Source organism: Tatumella terrea (assembly GCF_039523755.1).
Taxonomy (GTDB): domain Bacteria; phylum Pseudomonadota; class Gammaproteobacteria; order Enterobacterales; family Enterobacteriaceae; genus Tatumella; species Tatumella terrea.
In genome coordinates, this window is the sequence record NZ_BAAAFX010000018.1 from 308237 (window position 1) to 326069 (window position 17833).

At 53.1% G+C, this 17833-nt stretch carries 16 protein-coding genes; 10 read left to right on the top strand and 6 right to left on the bottom strand.

What is annotated here, in order from left to right; genetic code table 11:
• The first annotated feature begins 18 nt into the window (after positions 1-18).
• From hisG to ABD035_RS14795, 10 genes are all read left to right on the top strand, one after another.
• Complete coding sequence (hisG, locus tag ABD035_RS14750) at positions 19-918, top strand: ATP phosphoribosyltransferase (RefSeq protein WP_025903437.1); 900 nt, start codon at positions 19-21, stop codon at positions 916-918.
• Between the two features lie 3 nt (positions 919-921).
• Positions 922-2229 (top strand): histidinol dehydrogenase, encoded by a 1308-nt coding sequence (gene hisD / locus ABD035_RS14755; RefSeq protein WP_212714741.1) that lies wholly within the window; start codon positions 922-924, stop codon positions 2227-2229.
• Positions 2226-3305, top strand: a complete 1080-nt coding sequence (gene hisC, locus ABD035_RS14760; RefSeq protein ID WP_343870953.1) for a histidinol-phosphate transaminase — start codon at positions 2226-2228, stop codon at positions 3303-3305. The genes hisD and hisC overlap by 4 nt, the downstream gene beginning before the upstream one ends.
• Positions 3302-4369: a bifunctional histidinol-phosphatase/imidazoleglycerol-phosphate dehydratase HisB gene (gene hisB / locus ABD035_RS14765; protein WP_212714739.1), complete on the top strand. Its 1068-nt coding sequence runs from the start codon at positions 3302-3304 to the stop codon at positions 4367-4369. Before hisC ends, hisB begins: the two co-directional genes overlap by 4 nt.
• Positions 4369-4959 carry an imidazole glycerol phosphate synthase subunit HisH gene (gene hisH, locus ABD035_RS14770; protein WP_212714738.1) on the top strand — a complete coding sequence of 197 codons (591 nt, stop codon included), beginning with the start codon at positions 4369-4371 and terminating at the stop codon, positions 4957-4959. Before hisB ends, hisH begins: the two co-directional genes overlap by 1 nt.
• On the top strand, positions 4959-5696 hold the full coding sequence (gene hisA / locus ABD035_RS14775; RefSeq protein WP_212714737.1) for a 1-(5-phosphoribosyl)-5-[(5-phosphoribosylamino)methylideneamino]imidazole-4-carboxamide isomerase: 738 nt from the start codon (positions 4959-4961) through the stop codon (positions 5694-5696). The genes hisH and hisA overlap by 1 nt, the downstream gene beginning before the upstream one ends.
• A complete protein-coding gene (gene hisF / locus ABD035_RS14780) occupies positions 5678-6454 on the top strand; it encodes an imidazole glycerol phosphate synthase subunit HisF (protein ID WP_212714736.1) in 777 nt (258 codons plus the stop codon). Before hisA ends, hisF begins: the two co-directional genes overlap by 19 nt.
• Positions 6448-7065 (top strand): bifunctional phosphoribosyl-AMP cyclohydrolase/phosphoribosyl-ATP diphosphatase HisIE, encoded by a 618-nt coding sequence (gene hisIE, locus ABD035_RS14785; RefSeq protein ID WP_343870954.1) that lies wholly within the window; start codon positions 6448-6450, stop codon positions 7063-7065. Before hisF ends, hisIE begins: the two co-directional genes overlap by 7 nt.
• Positions 7066-7466: 401 nt before the next feature.
• A complete protein-coding gene (locus ABD035_RS14790) occupies positions 7467-8252 on the top strand; it encodes an ABC transporter substrate-binding protein (RefSeq protein WP_425579730.1) in 786 nt (261 codons plus the stop codon).
• A gap of 96 nt (positions 8253-8348) precedes the next feature.
• Positions 8349-9467: a succinylglutamate desuccinylase/aspartoacylase family protein gene (locus tag ABD035_RS14795; RefSeq protein ID WP_343870955.1), complete on the top strand. Its 1119-nt coding sequence runs from the start codon at positions 8349-8351 to the stop codon at positions 9465-9467.
• Between the two features lie 27 nt (positions 9468-9494).
• Here ABD035_RS14795 and ABD035_RS14800 read toward each other — a convergent pair whose 3' ends face one another.
• The 6 genes from ABD035_RS14800 to ABD035_RS14825 form a co-directional block, all read right to left on the bottom strand.
• Positions 9495-10775 (bottom strand): glycosyltransferase family 2 protein, encoded by a 1281-nt coding sequence (locus tag ABD035_RS14800; RefSeq protein ID WP_343870956.1) that lies wholly within the window; start codon positions 10773-10775, stop codon positions 9495-9497.
• A gap of 343 nt (positions 10776-11118) precedes the next feature.
• Positions 11119-12525 (bottom strand): NADP-dependent phosphogluconate dehydrogenase, encoded by a 1407-nt coding sequence (gene gndA, locus ABD035_RS14805; protein WP_212714732.1) that lies wholly within the window; start codon positions 12523-12525, stop codon positions 11119-11121.
• Positions 12526-12738: 213 nt separating this feature from the next.
• Positions 12739-13872, bottom strand: coding sequence for a glycosyltransferase family 4 protein (locus tag ABD035_RS14810; protein ID WP_343870958.1), 1134 nt, complete (start codon positions 13870-13872; stop codon positions 12739-12741).
• On the bottom strand, positions 13869-14771 hold the full coding sequence (locus tag ABD035_RS14815; protein ID WP_343870959.1) for a glycosyltransferase: 903 nt from the start codon (positions 14769-14771) through the stop codon (positions 13869-13871). The genes ABD035_RS14810 and ABD035_RS14815 overlap by 4 nt, the downstream gene beginning before the upstream one ends.
• The gene (glf, locus tag ABD035_RS14820; protein ID WP_343870960.1) at positions 14768-15925 is read right to left on the bottom strand and encodes a UDP-galactopyranose mutase; all 1158 of its coding nucleotides are present in this window, start codon (positions 15923-15925) and stop codon (positions 14768-14770) included. The genes ABD035_RS14815 and glf overlap by 4 nt, the downstream gene beginning before the upstream one ends.
• A 3-nt stretch (positions 15926-15928) precedes the next feature.
• Positions 15929-17833, bottom strand: a complete 1905-nt coding sequence (locus tag ABD035_RS14825; RefSeq protein ID WP_343870961.1) for a DUF4422 domain-containing protein — start codon at positions 17831-17833, stop codon at positions 15929-15931.

Below are 17833 nucleotides of genomic sequence, written 5' to 3' on the forward strand. Positions count from 1 at the left end.
AAGCAGAGGACAGGACAGATGTTAGATAACAAACGTATCCGTATCGCAATGCAGAAATCAGGCCGTCTGAGTGATGACTCCAGAGAACTGCTTAGCCGTTGCGGCATTAAAATTAATCTTCAACAGCAGCGCCTGATTGCCTTCGCTGAAAATATGCCTATCGATATTCTGCGGGTACGCGATGACGATATTCCGGGCCTGGTAATGGACGGTGTCGTTGATTTAGGGATTATCGGCGAAAACGTGCTGGAAGAAGAGTTACTGACCCGCCAGGCTCAGGGCGAAAATGCCGGTTACACCACTCTGCGTCGTCTTGATTTCGGGGGCTGCCGCTTATCACTGGCGATGCCGGCCGATGCCGGATACACCGGCCCGGAATGTCTGGACAATAAACGCATCGCCACCTCCTATCCGCACCTGCTGAAACGCTACTTCGATAGCAAAAACCTCTCTTTTAAACCCTGTATGCTGAATGGCTCGGTCGAAGTCGCTCCCCGTGCCGGTCTGGCGGATGCTATCTGTGACCTGGTGTCTACCGGAGCGACCCTGGAAGCCAATGGCCTGCGCGAAGTGGATGTGATTTATCGCTCCAAAGCGGTGCTGATCCAGCGTGAAGGCGAAATGCCGGAAGAAAAACAGTATCTGATCGATAAACTGCTGACCCGTATCCAGGGCGTCATTAAGGCCCGCGAGTCCAAGTACATTATGCTGCATGCACCGTCTGAGCGTCTGGAAGAAGTGATTGCCCTGATGCCTGGCGCAGAGCGTCCGACTGTACTGCCACTGGCAGGCGATCAGGCGCGGGTGGCCATGCATATGGTCAGCAGCGAGACCCTGTTCTGGGAAACGATGGAAAAACTGAAATCTCTGGGAGCCAGTTCCATCCTTGTTCTGCCGATCGAAAAAATGATGGAGTAAGAGATGAGCCGCTTCGACACTATTATTCGCTGGAATGAGTGTTCTGCCGACGAGCAACAGGCTTTACTGAAACGTCCTGCACTGGCTTCTTCAGACACCATCAGCCAGACCGTACAGCATGTTCTCGACCAGGTGTTTACCCGCGGGGATGAGGCGTTACGCCAGTTCAGCGCGCAGTTTGATAAGGTGAGCCCCGAAACGATTGCCGTCAGTGCAGCCGACATCGATGCCGCGGTAGCCCGGGTCAGTGGATCCCTGAAATCGGCGATGCAGACGGCAGTCGCTAATATCGACGCATTTCATCAGGCGCAGGTGTTTCCGGGCGTGGATATCGAAACCCGGCCTGGCGTCCGTTGCCAGCAGGTTACCCGCCCTATCCGCTCGGTCGGTCTTTATATTCCGGGCGGCTCAGCGCCACTGTTTTCTACCGTCCTGATGCTGGCGACGCCGGCACGGATTGCCGGATGTGAAAAAGTCGTGCTCTGTTCACCGCCACCGATTGCCGACGAGATCCTGTACGCAGCGCGTCTGTGCGGTGTGACCGAAGTCTTTCAGGTCGGTGGTGCACAGGCCATCGGCGCGATGGCCTTCGGGACCGATAGCGTACCAAAAGTTGATAAAATTTTCGGGCCGGGTAACGCCTGGGTGACCGAAGCCAAACGTCAGGTCAGTCAGCGGCTGGAGGGTGCGGCCATCGATATGCCGGCCGGGCCGTCAGAAGTGCTGGTCATTGCCGATGAACAGGCAACCCCTGCCTTTGTTGCCTCTGACCTGCTGTCTCAGGCAGAGCACGGTCCGGACTCACAGGTGGTTCTGCTGACGCCGTCAGCGACACTGGCGCAGCAGGTGGCTGACGAAATAACTGCCCAGCTGACCCTGTTGCCTCGTGCAGAGACCGCACGGCAGGCTCTGGAAAGCAGCCGGCTGATCGTGGCCGATGACCTGGCACAATGCATCACTATTTCTAATCAGTATGGCCCTGAGCATCTGATCATTCAGACCCGTGATGCCCGCCAATGGGTTGAGCAGATTACCAGTGCCGGCTCGGTGTTCCTGGGCGACTGGTCCCCGGAATCTGCCGGGGACTATGCCTCCGGGACCAACCATGTCTTACCCACTTACGGGTATACCGCCACCTATTCGAGTCTCGGGCTGGCCGATTTTCAGAAACGAATGACTATACAGGAACTGTCTCCGGCAGGATTTTTATCCCTGGCTCCGGCGATTGAAGAACTGGCAGCGGCTGAGCGGCTCGATGCGCACAAAAATGCCGTGACATTACGGGTGAAAGCGCTGGAGGATAATGTATGACAGGTTCTATCGGGCAACTCGCCCGCAAAAATGTGCGGGAGCTAACGCCTTACCAGTCCGCAAGACGCCTGGGCGGCAACGGGGATGTATGGCTGAATGCGAATGAATATCCGCTGGCTGTCCCCTTTAATTTTACCCAGCAGACCCTGAACCGCTATCCGGAATGTCAGCCGGCCCGGGTGATTGAGCGATATGCCGCTTACTGCGGACTGAATAAAGACCAGGTGCTGGTCAGCCGCGGGGCCGACGAGGGTATCGAACTCCTGATGCGCGCCTTCTGCGAACCGGGTCAGGATAAAGTGATGTTCTGTCCGCCGACCTACGGTATGTATAGCGTCAGTGCGGAAACTCTGGCCATTGAAACACTGACCGTCCGCTCCCTCGATGACTGGCAACTCAATCTGCCTGCCATCCTGTCTCAACTGGACGGGGTAAAACTGATTTATCTGTGCAGCCCGAATAACCCGACCGGCAACCTGGTCAACCCGGACGATATCCGTCAGCTTCTGACGGCCACGGCAGGAAAGGCCCTGGTGATCGCCGATGAAGCCTATATCGATTTCTGCCCTGAGGCGTCGCTGGTCAGCTGGCTGGATGAATTCCCGAACCTGGTGATTTTGCGCACACTGTCGAAAGCATTTGCGCTGGCAGGCCTGCGTTGCGGTTTCACTCTGGCAAACCGGGAAGTGATCGAACTGCTGCTAAAAGTCATTGCCCCCTATCCGCTCTCTACGCCGGTGGCTGAGATTGCCGCCAGTGCTCTGAGCGAGCAGGGACTGGCTGAAATGCGTCGGCATGTAACGGAACTTAACAGCACCCGCGAATGGTTGTTGCAGCAGTTACAGGCCTCCCCGCTGACAGAGCAGGTGTATCCAAGCCATGCCAACTATCTGCTGGCTAAATTTACCGACTCCCCGCGCATCTTCCGTGCACTGTGGGACCAGGGGATCATTTTACGTGATCAGAATAAAAACCCCGGCCTGGCGGGATGTTTACGAATTTCAATCGGTACCCGTCAGGAATGTGAGACCCTGATCACTGCCCTGAATAACCTGACTTTGGCGGAGCAAGCATGAGCCAGAAAACCCTTTTTATCGACCGTGACGGCACCCTGATTTCTGAACCCCCTGAAGACTTTCAGGTCGATCGTATGGATAAACTGGCCTTCGAGCCAGGCGTCGTCCCGGCGCTGCTGCGCCTGCAGGCTGCCGGTTACCGGCTGGTGATGATCACCAATCAGGACGGTCTGGGTACAGAGAGTTTTCCGCAAGCGGATTTCGACGGCCCCCACAACCTGATGATGCAGATCTTTACCTCGCAGGGGATCGCCTTTGATGAGGTACTGATCTGCCCGCACAAACCGGAAGACCACTGTGACTGCCGTAAACCGGCGACAAAACTGGTTGCACCATGGCTGCAGGCCGGTGTGCTGGATAAAGAGCACAGCTATGTCATCGGCGACCGCCAGACCGATATTACGCTTGCCGAAAATATGGGCATCAAAGGCATTCGTTACGCTGAAGAAGAGAATTTCTGGCCCGCCATCGCCGATCGCCTGACCCGTAAAGATCGTCACGCTCTGGTCCAGCGTAATACCAAAGAGACCCGTATTACCGCCGAAGTCTGGCTGGACCGGGAAGGTGAAAGCAAAATCAGTACCGGTGTCGGCTTTTTTGACCATATGCTGGATCAGATTGCTACTCACGCCGGCTTACGGATGAACATCGATGTTAAAGGCGACCTTTACATTGACGATCACCATACGGTTGAAGATACCGGTTTGGCATTGGGTGAAGCCTTACTGAAAGCGCTGGGTGATAAACGTGGCATCGGCCGTTTCGGCTTCGTGTTGCCGATGGATGAGTGTCAGGCACGTTGTGCGCTGGATATCTCAGGTCGTCCTTACCTGGTCTATAAAGCTGAGTTTAACTTCCAGCGTGTCGGTGACCTCAGTACCGAGATGATCGAACACTTCTTCCGTTCCCTCTCCTATAGCATGGCTTGTACCCTGCACCTGAAAACCAAGGGTCATAACGATCATCACCGTGCCGAGAGTCTGTTTAAAGCCTTTGGCCGTACGCTTCGTCAGGCTATTCAGGTGAACGGGAACACACTGCCGAGCTCAAAAGGGGTTCTGTAATGGATGTGGTTATTCTTGATACCGGGTGCGCTAATCTGTCATCCGTAAAGTGGGCCATCGAACGGCTCGGCTATCAGCCGGTCGTCAGCCGCGATAAAAACATCGTGCTGAATGCCGACAAACTGTTTCTGCCGGGCGTAGGTACCGCCAGAGCAGCGATGGATCAGTTGCGTGAGCGTGAGCTTGTCGAACTTATCCGTAACTGCACCCAGCCGGTGCTGGGTATCTGCCTCGGGATGCAACTGCTGGCCCAACGCAGTGAAGAGTCTACCGGTATTGATACGCTGGATATTATCCATGCACCGGTATCACTGATGGAGACAGGTTCTCTGCCCCTGCCCCATATGGGCTGGAACCAGCTGACGGCCCATGCCGGCCATCCGTTGTTCCGTAATATTCCACCGGAAAGCTATTTCTACTTCGTACACAGTTATGCAATGCCGGTGACCGGCGCGACCATCGCACAGTGTGATTATGGCCAGCCGTTCTCTGCGGCCGTACAGCAGGATAACTTCTACGGTGTTCAGTTCCATCCCGAGCGTTCAGGCAAAGCGGGCGCACAGTTAATTAAAAATTTCCTGGAGATGTAATGATTATCCCCGCACTCGATTTAATAGAAGGTAAAGTCGTTCGTCTTCACCAGGGAGATTACGCACAGCAACGCGATTACGGTAATGATCCGCTGCCACGTTTACAGGCCTACCAGCAGGAAGGCGCTCAGGTGTTGCATCTGGTGGACTTAACCGGTGCGAAAGATCCGGCGGCACGTCAGATCCCGTTGCTGAAAACTCTGCTTGCCGGGGTCCCGGCCCCGGTTCAGGTGGGCGGCGGAATCCGCAGTCGTGAAGATGTTGCCGCACTGCTCGGTGCAGGCGCTGCACGTGTAGTAGTCGGGTCCACGGCGGTAAAACAGCCGGAAGAAGTCAGGCAATGGTTTGCCGAGTTCGGACCGGATGCGATCGTGCTGGCACTGGACATCCGTATTGATGAACACCAGCGTAAAGAAGTGGCTATCAGCGGCTGGCAGGAAGCCGCCGGTGTCACGCTGGAACAGGTGATCGAAGACTATCAGTCGGTAGGGCTGAAACATGTGCTCTGTACCGATATTTCGCGTGACGGCACACTGGCCGGCTCTAACGTTGCGCTTTATCAGGAAATCACCGCGAAGTACCCGGAGATTGCCTTTCAGTCATCCGGTGGCATCGGTTCACTGGAAGATATTGCCGCATTACGTAACAGCGGTGTCCGCGGTGTGATCGTCGGTCGTGCACTGCTCGAAGGTAAATTTACAGTGACGGAGGCTATCGCATGCTGGCAAAACGGATAATACCTTGTCTGGATGTACGTGACGGTCAGGTGGTCAAAGGGGTACAGTTCCGTAACCACGAAATCATCGGCGAGATCGTGCCACTGGCAAAACGTTATGCGGAAGAAGGTGCCGATGAGCTGGTGTTTTATGATATCACCGCCTCTTCGGATGACCGCGTCGTGGACAAGAGCTGGGTATCACGGGTCGCCGAGGTGATCGATATCCCGTTCTGCGTGGCCGGCGGGATTAAGTCCGTGGAAGATGCGGCCCAAATCCTCTCCTTCGGGGCGGATAAGATTTCGATTAATTCACCGGCCCTCGCCGATCCTGAGCTAATCACCCGTCTGGCGGACCGCTTTGGGGTTCAGTGCATCGTGGTCGGCATTGATACCTGGTATGATGAAAATACCGGCCTGTACCAGGTAAACCAGTATACCGGCGACGAGTCACGGACCCGTGTGACCCAATGGCAGACCACCGACTGGGTACAGGAAGTGCAGAAACGGGGTGCCGGTGAAATCGTCCTGAATATGATGAACCAGGATGGCGTGCGTAACGGTTATGACCTGAAGCAGTTAAAAGCGGTCCGTGAACTCTGCCATGTACCGCTGATCGCCTCCGGCGGAGCCGGGACGATGCAACACTTCCTGGAGGCCTTCCGGGAAACGAATATCGATGGCGCGCTTGCGGCCTCCGTATTTCATAAGCAACTCATTAATATTGCAGAGCTGAAAACGTTTCTGCAATCCAACAGTGTGGAGATCCGTGCGTGTTAACGGCAGAACAACTCTCCCGGCTTGACTGGGAAAAAACAGAAGGAATGATCCCTGCGGTCATTCAGCACAACGTTTCCGGCGAAGTGCTGATGCTGGGTTACATGAATGCCCAGGCACTGGAGCAGACACTGAGCAGCGGTAAAGTGACTTTCTGGTCACGTACCAAAGGTCGTCTGTGGACGAAAGGCGAATCTTCCGGGCATTTCCTGCAGGTTGAAAGCATTACGCCGGACTGTGACAACGACAGTCTGCTGATTCTGGCGAACCCGATCGGTCCGACCTGTCATACCGGGACCTCCAGCTGCTTTTCACCGGCATCCAGCGACTGGGGATTCCTCTACCAGCTGGAACAACTGCTGGCGAGCCGTAAGTCGGCCGACCCTGACAGTTCTTACACAGCCAGTCTGTATGCCCGCGGCACCAAGCGTATTGCCCAGAAAGTCGGTGAAGAAGGTGTTGAGACCGCACTGGCTGCCACGGTGAATGATCGTTTCGAACTGACCAATGAAGCCTCTGATCTGATCTATCATCTGCTGGTACTGCTACAGGATCAGGATCTGGATCTGAGTGCAGTGATCAACAATCTGCGCGATCGTCATCAGAAGAAATAATCCCTGCCGGCCCTTCCGCCCCGCACGGTGGCGGAGCCGGCGGTGACGACAGGCCGTGACGGTATCCCCGCCACGGCCTTTTTTCTTATCCGCATCCCTGCGCTTCCCGGAGACCCCTGACTCACCCGGCCGCCCCTCTGTCCTGCAGTGGCTGGGATTCCCATGCCGCTCCTGAGCACCGGTTGCCGGGCGACAGCGCACGGGCCTCCCTGCCGTGAACCGGAATACAGATAGTTACCGCGCAGTTCTGTCACAAGACCGTAATTATTGGTAGATTAACCCCTGGCTGCCTGAAACAGCCTTTTGGCAGGGCACGGAGTGTCACCGCTTCGCAATAAAACCTCCCGGTACAGGGAGGGCTCATTTATTACAACATCAAAATAATCAGGAAATAGCAAATTATGACGTTCACCCGTAAGTTACGCCTGTCATTGTTCACCGCGCTGCTGGCCGGAACCCCGTTACTGAGTCAGGCAGCACTCACTCAGGTTCGCTTTGCGGTAGACCCGACCTATCCGCCGTTCGAGTCGAAAACCGCTGACGGAAAACTGGTTGGCTTCGATATCGATTTGGGTAACGCCCTGTGCAAACAGATGGATGTGAAGTGTGTCTGGGTTGAAAATGAGTTCGACGGGATGATCCCCGCGCTGAAAGCCCGTAAGTTTGACGCTATTTTGTCCGATATGGGGATCACTGCTGAACGTCTGAAACAGATCGACTTTACCGTACCGGTGTATAACACCCCGGTGATGCTGGTCGCACGGAAAGGATCGGGTCTGTTACCCACGGCTGAATCCCTGAAAGGGAAATCTGTAGGCGTCGAACAGGGCACGGTTCAGGAGCGTTATGCACGACTGAAATGGCAGCCTTATGGCGTCAATGTCGTTCCTTACGGCGACCAGGCGCAGGTTGAAAATGATCTCGTGGCTGGCCGTATTGATGCAGAATTCACCGACGGTGCACAGGCCGGGATCGGCTTTTTGAAATCCCCGGCCGGAAAAGGCTTTGAATTATCCGGACCGGCAGTGGAAGACCCGATCATCGGCCCGGGCACCGCGATTGGTCTGCGTAAAGGCGATACTGAGCTGCGGACCGCACTTGATGATGCTTATGCAAAAATCAAAGCCGACGGCACCTTTGATAAACTTCAGAAAAAATACTTCACCACCGATATTTCTGTGAAGTAATTCGTTCTGTCACCGGGGGCTCCCCCCGGTGTTACTGTCAGCCCCCTTGTTTCGCAGTCTGTCCGCTATTACCCCCTGAGCCAGGATCCGCACGCTATGCAACAACACAACTCCCGGATATTATCCACGACGTTCGGCACTGAACGACAGATAGTCAGTTATGAATTCGGTCATGATGATCAGCAACAGGTATACATTCAGGCCGCTTTGCACAGCGATGAACTGCCCGGCGTGGCCGTCGCCTGGTACCTGAAACATGCACTCAGTGCGCTGGAAAGTCAGGGACAATTACGGGCGAAAGTTACCCTGGTCCCGGTCGCCAACCCTATCGGATTTTCTCAGCAGTTACAGGGGCAGCCTCTGGGACGTTTTGATAGTCTGTCCGGTCAGGACTTTAACCGCCAGTTTCCGGCTATCGGTGAGTCGCTGGCGGCGATCGCCGGCCCGGCACTGAGCCAGGATGTCAGCGCCAATAAGCGCGTGATCCGTGAGGCGATTGACCGGTATTTCGATGATTACATCCCGGCCACCGAACTGCAGTCACAACGGGCAATACTGATGCGTATGGCCTGCAAGGCTGACCTGATGATCGATATCCATTGTGACTGGGAGGCGGTTGCCCACCTTTATACAACGCCGCAGGCCTGGCCGGAAGTGTCGGTATTGGGTCACTATCTGGGCTGCCGTACGGCACTGATTGCGGATATTTCCGGCGGTGAACCTTTTGACGAAGCCTGTGCCGAACCCTGGTATACGCTTCATCAGCGCTTCGGCGCGGCTTATCCGTTACCGGCAGCGCTGAAGCCTGTCACACTGGAGCTGCGCGGTGCCCGTGATGTCAGCCATGATCAGGCCCGTGAAGATGCCCGGGCTATCCTAAATGGTCTGACCGCACTGGGATACATTGCCGGAGACGTTCCGCCCCTGCCCGCGGTGCCTGCCCCGTTAAAAGCGGACCTGGCGGGGTGCGAATATCTGACAGCACCGCATGCCGGTGTCATCCTTTATACCCGCCAACCCGGCGAGTGGATCCATGCCGGCGAGGTGGTGGCAGAAATTCTCGACCCGATCACTGACCAGCTGACACCCCTGGTTTGCCGGCAGGACGGGCTGCTCTATGCGCGTCACTGGGTGCGCTTTGCAACCGCTGGCCTGCTGGTCGTCCGTCTGGCCGGCGGAAAAGCCGGCCGTGAAGGTCCCCTGCTGGTTCCCTGAGTTCCGCCGGAGGTGTCGCAGGGAGCCTTACTTCCTGCGGCCCCCCAGCAACGAACATAACTTCCCGGCAATGGTCGTCGGCCTCTGTGCCCGCTCCTGCTGATACTGTTCATTTAAGGCCTGTAACTCGCTGGCATGAAGTTGCTGGCCGGCGATCTGCTGTTGTAAACGCTCAATTTCCGCAGCCATCCGGTGATTTTGTGCCACCCGTTCCGCCTGTTCAGAAACGGCACGCTCTGCTTCGGTTAACTGCTGCTGTAAAGCCAGTCGTTGCTGCTGTTGTTCGGCCGCGCAGGTCATATGATGACGGAGATCCTGCTCCAGCCGGCATTTCAGTTTCATCAGCGTGGTTTCGGGGTCCCCGCAGGTCAGATCCTGATAACAGGCCTCAAGGTATTCTGATTCGATCTCTGCCGCCGGTACCGGCGGAATTTGCTGGTAAAACGTGCGGATCTGCCGGTAAAAATCCGAATAGGCCGGCCAGTGTTTCAACGTCGACAGGCTCCAGCTGAGGAAATCGATACTGTAATTAAGGAAATCCCCGTGTAATGGCTGGTAAACCGGCTGCTCGTTCAGATGATGATAGAGGGCACGGATAGCCTGTAGTGAGCAGTCATAGGAGAGCTCGCGGGTATTCGATAACGACCCTGCGCGGTTATCCCGATGGCTTATCAGTGTCGCGTCACAGACGGAGATCGCCCCGGCCTGCAGTAACAATGCACAAACAAAGAATAAATCATTACTGGTACGGATTTCCTGAAACTGTAAACCTGAACGCAGGATCAGATCACGACGGATCAGTTTGTCCCAGGCCCACCAGATAAAAGCCCGGAAAAAATTTCCACGCGTTTCAAACGCGGTAAAGGTGCGGGAGAGCGGCAATGACTCTGCCTGGATGGTCCATGGTGCGGGTGTCCGTTGCTGTGTCAGACTATCCAGATTATCGCTGCGAAAGACCACCACATCAGCGCCGGCAGAGACTGCGTGACCATAGGCCTGTTCCAGCATATCGTTTGCACAGAGGTCATCATCATCCAGGAAGCTCACAAACTCTCCTGTCGCGAGAGGGAAAGCCCGGTTACGTGAATAACCCGCCCCCCGGTTTTCCTCATTCACCAGTATTGTCACCCGTTCATCCGTCGCACAATGCTCACGGAGAATGGCGACAGTATTATCGGTGGAGGCATCATCAACGATGATAATCTGCAACGCTTGTAAGCTTTGTGATGTAATGGTGTGGAGTGTTTCAGCGATATAGTGTGCGGCATTGAACGTTGTGATTATCGCCGTGACCTTTGGTTCCGACATGAATTTCTCCTCTGCTGATGCCTTGTCCCCCGGGACTCCTGTCCTCCGTTAGCCAGGACATTAAGACGGCACTATGCCTGGTTGCGCATACAATACCTTTTCCGGTATCCGGTGCATATTCTGCGGTCATAAAATCGGGAGCCGGCATCACATTTACAGGGTCTGTGCGACCGGCAGGTCCCGCAGAGGCAGGCGATTTCGGATAAATCACACTGAAAGGTGATTAAAAAATCCTGGTATTGTCGTGAAAAAGCAGGGACGGCAGGTTATGGCGCCACGGCCGATAAAAAAACCCGGGGACTGGCCCCGGGTTATTGCAGATTTCAGACTCACGTCGCTGAAATTAATCTAACCACTCAGTGTGGAAAACGCCGTCTTTGTCGATACGCTTATAGGTATGTGCACCGAAATAGTCACGCTGCGCCTGGATCAGGTTAGCTGGCAGGACTTCTGAACGGTAGCTGTCGTAGTAAGCGATAGCGGCAGAGAAGGTTGGCGTTGGAATACCGTTCTGTACAGCATACGCAACAACATCACGCAGCGCCTGCTGGTATTCATCAGCGATGTTTTTAAAGTACGGTGCCAGCAGCAGGTTTGCGATTTCCGCGTTTTCTGCGTAAGCATCGGTGATTTTCTGCAGGAACTGGGCACGGATGATACAACCGGCACGGAAGATTTTTGCAATTTCACCGTACTGCAGATCCCAGTCATATTGTTCAGACGCAGCGCGCAACTGAGAGAAGCCTTGTGCGTAAGACACAATTTTACCCAGGTACAGGGCACGACGGACTTTTTCGATAAAGCCGGCGCTGTCTTCGGTGACGGTTTTCGCTACCGGGCCGCTCAGGACTTTAGAGGCTGCAACACGCTGAGTTTTCAGAGAAGAGAGGTAACGGGCAAAAACTGATTCTGTGATCAGCGACAGAGGCTCACCTAAGTCCAGAGAGCTCTGGCTGGTCCATTTACCGGTGCCTTTGTTGGCCGCTTCATCCAGAATAACGTCGACCAGGTAGTTACCTTCGTCATCTTTCTTGGTGAAGATATCTTTGGTGATGTCGATCAGGTAGCTGTTCAGTTCACCGGTGTTCCACTCGCTGAAGGTTTCAGCCAGTTGCTCGTTGCTCAGGCCTAAGGCACCTTTCAGTAATGAGTAGGCTTCTGCGATCAACTGCATATCGCCGTATTCGATACCGTTATGGACCATTTTCACGTAGTGACCGGCACCGTTCGGACCGATATAAGCCACACAGGCTTCACCTTCGGCACGGGCAGCAATCTGATCCAGGATAGGCGCAACCAGCTGGTAAGCTTCTTTCTGACCGCCAGGCATGATGGATGGACCTTTCAGCGCCCCTTCCTCACCGCCGGACACACCGGTACCGATGAAATTAAAGCCCTGCTCAGACAGCTCTTTGTTACGACGAATGGTATCTTTATAGAAGGTGTTGCCGCCATCGATAAGAATATCGCCTTTATCCAGATGCGGAGTCAGGGAAGCGATAGTTTTATCAGTTGCTTCACCGGCCTGTACCATCAGCAGAATACGACGTGGCTTTTCCAGGGACTCAACAAACTCTTCGACACTGTAGTAAGGCGCGAGTTTTTTACCCGGGTTTTCAGCAATGACTTCGTCTGTTTTTTCACGTGAACGGTTAAATACAGAGACGGTATAACCACGACTCTCAATATTCAGGGCGAGGTTACGGCCCATTACCGCCATACCTACGACACCGATTTGTTGCTTGGACATCACTTTCTCCTGTCTGAAGACTCAGGGTACAAATTTTGTTGAACCCTTAATTTACTTATAATTAAGAAAATTTGAAATTAAAACTAACAGCACCGCGTCATTAACTCCAGTAAATCAGCACAAATCGAACAACAAACCACCTGTGCGGTGCTTCAGAGCCCGCGGCAGCCCCGTATCAGTGCTATGCCCGTACTGCCGACAGGGACGATAACGCTACGGCACCATCAATATCCGGTAGATATTCAGGGTGTTAGTGATCACCTGTGCCGCTGAAAATTTATCCAGAACCAGCGTCCGTCCCTGCAGTCCCATCTGCTGGCGTAATTCTCTATCCCCGATCAGCACTTTCAACTGACGGCAAAACTCATCTTCATCGCCGCGACTGATCAGGAATCCGTTAACATTATTAATAACAATACTGTTACAACCGCCACTGTTATAAGCAATACATGCTCTTCCCTTCGCAGCGCCTTCAATTAATATGCGCGGCACACCTTCCGGATATAAGGTGGGTAAGGCGACGATACTGGCACTCCCCAGCAGTACCTCCATATTATTACAGGTACCCAGCCACTCAATATCCCCCGCGGCGGCCCAGCGGGTAATGTCCGTTAACGCAATGGCATCCGGATCATCCGCCACCATGATCCCGGCCACGCGCAGGGTAAAATAAACGTCTTCCCGGGCAAGTTGCTGTTTAATACGCACCAGTGCTGCGAGCCCTTTTTTATGCAGCATCCTGCTGGCAAACAACACGATTGGCGGGTCGCAGGCCTCCTCTTCGCTAAAAGCATATTGTTCCACATCGACGCCACAGCCATCGATGACCGACGCCCTGCCGACTGAAAACGTCACATTCCGCTGAAACTCCAGCAGATCATCGTGGTGTTCAAAAATAATCCGACTGCGGGGGTTTGCAAAAATAACGGAATAGCACAGGCAAACCGCTTTTTTCAGACGCCGGTACAGCCAGTTTTCGGGCTGGAACACCCGCCCCAGACCGGCTATATTCGCGACAAAAGGGACAGAGAACAGCCGTGCATAGAGTCCGCCGATGATCACCGGTTTAATCGTCACCGCATGAATTAAGGCAGGTTTGATTCGCCGTAACAGCAGAGCCGATGACACCAGCGCAGCAATGAAGCCGAAAATATTACAGGAGCGTTCTTTTATCGGCAGAGAATGACAGCAGAGACCCAGTTCGGTGAAGCGCCGCAGGTATTTCTCTTCTGAAATACGGGTAATAATATGAACTTCATAGCCATGATGTTTGGCGGAAAGCGCACGCGCCAGCCAGTGAAGGTCGAAATACCAGTCTGAGTTAACGAAATAACATATCGTCTTCATAAGCCAGGCTTCCCGGGCATCGGCCGCTTACCGGAAAAGGCGTGCCAGACAGCCTTAACCAGTAATCGTAAGCAGTACAGGCGTTGCGGACTTTTCATTGCCCTCCGCAGGCTATGCGCTATGCGCAGGGCTGTGGCGGTCCGGCCAAAAAGAGGAGGACAATCCCTGAGGCGCCGGAAGACTAATAAATTTCTCAGCAGGTAATAATGCTTCCAGGCAGGAAGGTCACTCACCGCAGAAGGGACATCATGATGCATGATCAGCTCAGGATGATAGAGGATCGGGTTCCCCTGAGAAAACAGTCGCCAGGAGTAACAGACATCGTCAAAGTAAATAAAGAAATCTTTCTCTATTAAGTCACCACTCTCACGGATCAGCCGTGAGCTGACAATCGCCCCGACAAACGAGAATGTGCATACCCCGCCGGGGGTATCCGGATCCGGGATAAACGCATGTTTATTTACCAGAGAGTGTATCGCAGCGAAGAATGTGTCCTGAGGGGCCGACCAGGGCACATTCATCGGACAGAGACGTCCCTCGGCTGACAACACTCTGGCACAATAGAGCTCATACCTGCCGTCGACGATACGGGAAAAATTATCAATAAAAGAGGGATCCGGCCACGCATCATCATCGTAAAATACAACCCAATCGGTCGTGAGATTCTCCGCAATATAAGCCACACCCCGGGAGAATCCCCCTGCCCCGCCACTGTTCACCGGACTGAAACAACAATGCAGGCGCGGATCGCTCTGTGCCTTCAGCCACTCCCGGGTCCCGTCAGTCGAATCATTATCGATGACCACTATCGAATCAAACGGTAACGCCAGGGTCGCGGCCAGACTCTTCTGCAGTTTCTCCAGCCGGTTATAGGTCACTATCAGCGGCGTCATTTTCATATCATATCCACGACAAACGCCGGCATCGGGGTCGCATCGCGCAGGCATCCGAGATACCGGCCGGCCGCAGCCAGGGCTTCTGCAATCGTGATATCCATATCGAGATAGCGGTATGTCGCAAGGCGTCCGGCAAAGGTCACCCCTGTTTCCTGGCCGGCCAGCGCGACATAACGGGCCAGCATCGTTTTCTCATCCACCTGCCGCACCGGGTAATACGGGATATCACCGGGCTCAGACTGCCGGCTATATTCCCGGTAACAAACGGATCCCTGATGGGTCTCCCACGGAGAGAAATACTTATGTTCGGTAATGCGCGTGAAAGGAATATCCTGATCGCAGTAATTCATCACCGCAGTCCCCTGGAACTCTCCCTCATCGTAGAATTTCTCAAAGTCCAGTGTCCGGTAGCCGAGACGGCCATAGGCAAACTGATAATAGGCATCCAGCGGGCCGGTAAAAAACAGATGATCACAGGACGCCCGGTCTTCCGGCTGAAAAGAGCGGTTGAGTTCTACCGTGATCAGCGGGTGGTCCAGTATTGCCGCTGCCAGAGCCGTATAACCGTCACGCGGCATTCCCTGATACCGGTGGCTGAAATAATTATCATCGTAGGTAAATCTGACCGGCAGCCGTTTCAGGATGGCTGCCGGTAATGCGGAAGGTGAGATGCCCCATTGCTTAATGGTATAACCCTTAAAAAAGGTCTGATAGAGCTCCCGGCCAATAAAACGTAATGCCTGTTGTTCAAAATTTTGCGGATCAGTCAGCGATTTATCACTTTTACTGTCGATTAACGCTTTTGCCTGTACCGGTGAACAGGTGGTATGAAAAAACTGGTTAATCGTATGCAGGTTAATTGGCAGTGAAAATACCTGTCCGGCCGCAGTCGCCTTGACCCGGTTAATATACGGCATCATGGTACAAAAGCGGTGAATATAATCCCAGACCATCTGATTATCGGTGTGAAATATATGGGGTCCATAGGTATGGACCATAATACCTGTCCGGGCATCCCGTTCACTGTAGCAATTACCTGCGATATGTGAACGGCTGTCGATAATACGGACAGCATGCCCTGCTTCAGCCAGTTCCCGGGCGATAACGGCACCGGTCAGTCCGGCGCCCACGATAAGAATATGTTTTTTATTATTCATTATTCACCCCAGGATCCGTCTGCGGATAGCATAATAATACTTAATCAGGAAGTTCCGACGCGGACTCCCTGTCGGGGCATAACGGTTAAGTAAAGGCATTATTTTTCTTTTTATCCGCGTCTGCAGAAGCAATACCTGTTGTCCGGAGGGCATCACTTTCAGGTGTGATTCCGGCACCGCATTCCCCGCCAGCCGTAAATAAAGCTCCCGCTGCCAGGGGGTTCCGGTAAGGTATTTCTCAAAATTATCGTAGAAGTCGACCTTATTTGTATTCCAGGGCTTATTTTCTCCGGCATAATGGATCAATTTCGGATGCTGACGGGCAGAAAGAAATTCCATATAGGTTGAAAAACACAGGTTCGGGAAAAAATCATGAGTATTTCCATTACCGTGATAGACATTCCATTCCAGCGGTAAATAAAAGACCCGGTCATAAAACACCTTATTCATAATGTCCTGATCCAGGAACCAGTAACGCTTCGATTTCATGGCTTCCATCAGGGAATGAAAGGTGTTCTCTTTTACCATCTGACTGATATTAAAGAGAATAATACCTGCCTGAAAATAATTCTCCGTCCGGGTCATACCCAGAGTTTTTAGCAGATACTTCCGTGCCGGTATTTGCCCATCAGAAGAGTCAGAGATAGCGCCAAATTTAACAAACCCCTCCATGACAATATCCCGCACTGCAGCCACCAGATGATCCCCCAGGTCTGTGTCATAGACGTTTCCGACATCCTCTTCCGTTACCGTATCCGCATCGATAAATAAGACTTTATCGTAGAGAGAGAAAAGACGGGGTATAAACAGCCTGGCATAGGTCGCAGAGGTAAAATGTCCACGGACAGGGACCTCACTCAGTTCGGCAAAGGTATTAATATCAAAAAAACGCAAACTAAAACTTTTCTTATCTTTTACCAGACTGTATAATCTTTGCTTGTTGAGGGTGGAGATGCCGTTTTCCAGAATAACAATGTCATAGTTCCTCTGGTCATTCGCATTCTTTAACAAAGAGTTAATCAGTGCAGCACCGGAGATACTGTAATTATCGTCAAAACAGATAACTACAGGTACCGATGGCCCGGAAAAGGCGGGTGGGATCTTCCCGTTAAATGTTTCTTTAGAAATAAAAGTACGCTGCACTTCTTTGATAACGAGTTCCGGTTGCTGTTTTCTTTTGTGTAAAATAAAAATATTAAACAGTCGCTCGGCAATATGCCCGATAACACGTTGTTCACTGGCACTGTAGTTTCTGAAAGAAATTTTTTTCTCCAGTTGCTCAAGGATAGAGAATAGCCATTCGGAATATTCATTAAATAATTCGCGCTTCATGACAAACATATTGGTGTAATACCCGCAGTCCGCCTGATTAAACGTTTCGGCCTCCGGCCTGTAGTCGGGGTATAGCTCATAGAGTGTGGCGAGTGCCAGGTCATAATCTGCAATATGCAGATCTTCACTTGCGCCGTAATGAATATAGTTATTTTTGCTACCGGCCTTTAATACCGACCAGACTTTAGGTAACACGATATCTGCCTGCTGCAGACAGCGTTCAATCCCTGCATCCGTTAGCTGAAATTTTTTCTCGTAGGCCGCGTTTATCTCTGGCTGAACCGCGACCCCCCAGTTATCCTCCGCGTAATCCTGATGTTCAGAAAAGTTGAGATGACGCCGGTAATGCATAAAACCGACATACTCCGAAGGCTCCCCGTTCTTCCAGGCCCAGTATTGTGCCGTCAGCTCACAGTAAAACGGATTTTTGTAGGAGATATTCTCCCCGCGGTCATCCCCCTCACAACAGAGTGTGTTCAGACTGTTGGCCTTACCCACATGTAACGGGACGATGGACGAGGCAGAGAGGAAAGCCCCGGGTTTATGATAGCTGGTGTAAAGGATAAATTTTTTCAT

Coding starts and splice junctions, on each gene's coding strand:
- hisG (WP_025903437.1), top strand. CDS start 19: ATGTTAGATAACAAACGTATCCGTATCGCAATGCAGAAATCAGGCCGT.
- hisD (WP_212714741.1), top strand. CDS start 922: ATGAGCCGCTTCGACACTATTATTCGCTGGAATGAGTGTTCTGCCGAC.
- hisC (WP_343870953.1), top strand. CDS start 2,226: ATGACAGGTTCTATCGGGCAACTCGCCCGCAAAAATGTGCGGGAGCTA.
- hisB (WP_212714739.1), top strand. CDS start 3,302: ATGAGCCAGAAAACCCTTTTTATCGACCGTGACGGCACCCTGATTTCT.
- hisH (WP_212714738.1), top strand. CDS start 4,369: ATGGATGTGGTTATTCTTGATACCGGGTGCGCTAATCTGTCATCCGTA.
- hisA (WP_212714737.1), top strand. CDS start 4,959: ATGATTATCCCCGCACTCGATTTAATAGAAGGTAAAGTCGTTCGTCTT.
- hisF (WP_212714736.1), top strand. CDS start 5,678: ATGCTGGCAAAACGGATAATACCTTGTCTGGATGTACGTGACGGTCAG.
- ABD035_RS14790 (WP_425579730.1), top strand. CDS start 7,467: ATGACGTTCACCCGTAAGTTACGCCTGTCATTGTTCACCGCGCTGCTG.
- ABD035_RS14795 (WP_343870955.1), top strand. CDS start 8,349: ATGCAACAACACAACTCCCGGATATTATCCACGACGTTCGGCACTGAA.
- ABD035_RS14800 (WP_343870956.1), bottom strand. CDS start 10,775: ATGTCGGAACCAAAGGTCACGGCGATAATCACAACGTTCAATGCCGCA.
- gndA (WP_212714732.1), bottom strand. CDS start 12,525: ATGTCCAAGCAACAAATCGGTGTCGTAGGTATGGCGGTAATGGGCCGT.
- ABD035_RS14810 (WP_343870958.1), bottom strand. CDS start 13,872: ATGAAGACGATATGTTATTTCGTTAACTCAGACTGGTATTTCGACCTT.
- ABD035_RS14815 (WP_343870959.1), bottom strand. CDS start 14,771: ATGAAAATGACGCCGCTGATAGTGACCTATAACCGGCTGGAGAAACTG.
- glf (WP_343870960.1), bottom strand. CDS start 15,925: ATGAATAATAAAAAACATATTCTTATCGTGGGCGCCGGACTGACCGGT.
- ABD035_RS14825 (WP_343870961.1), bottom strand. CDS start 17,833: ATGAAAAAATTTATCCTTTACACCAGCTATCATAAACCCGGGGCTTTC.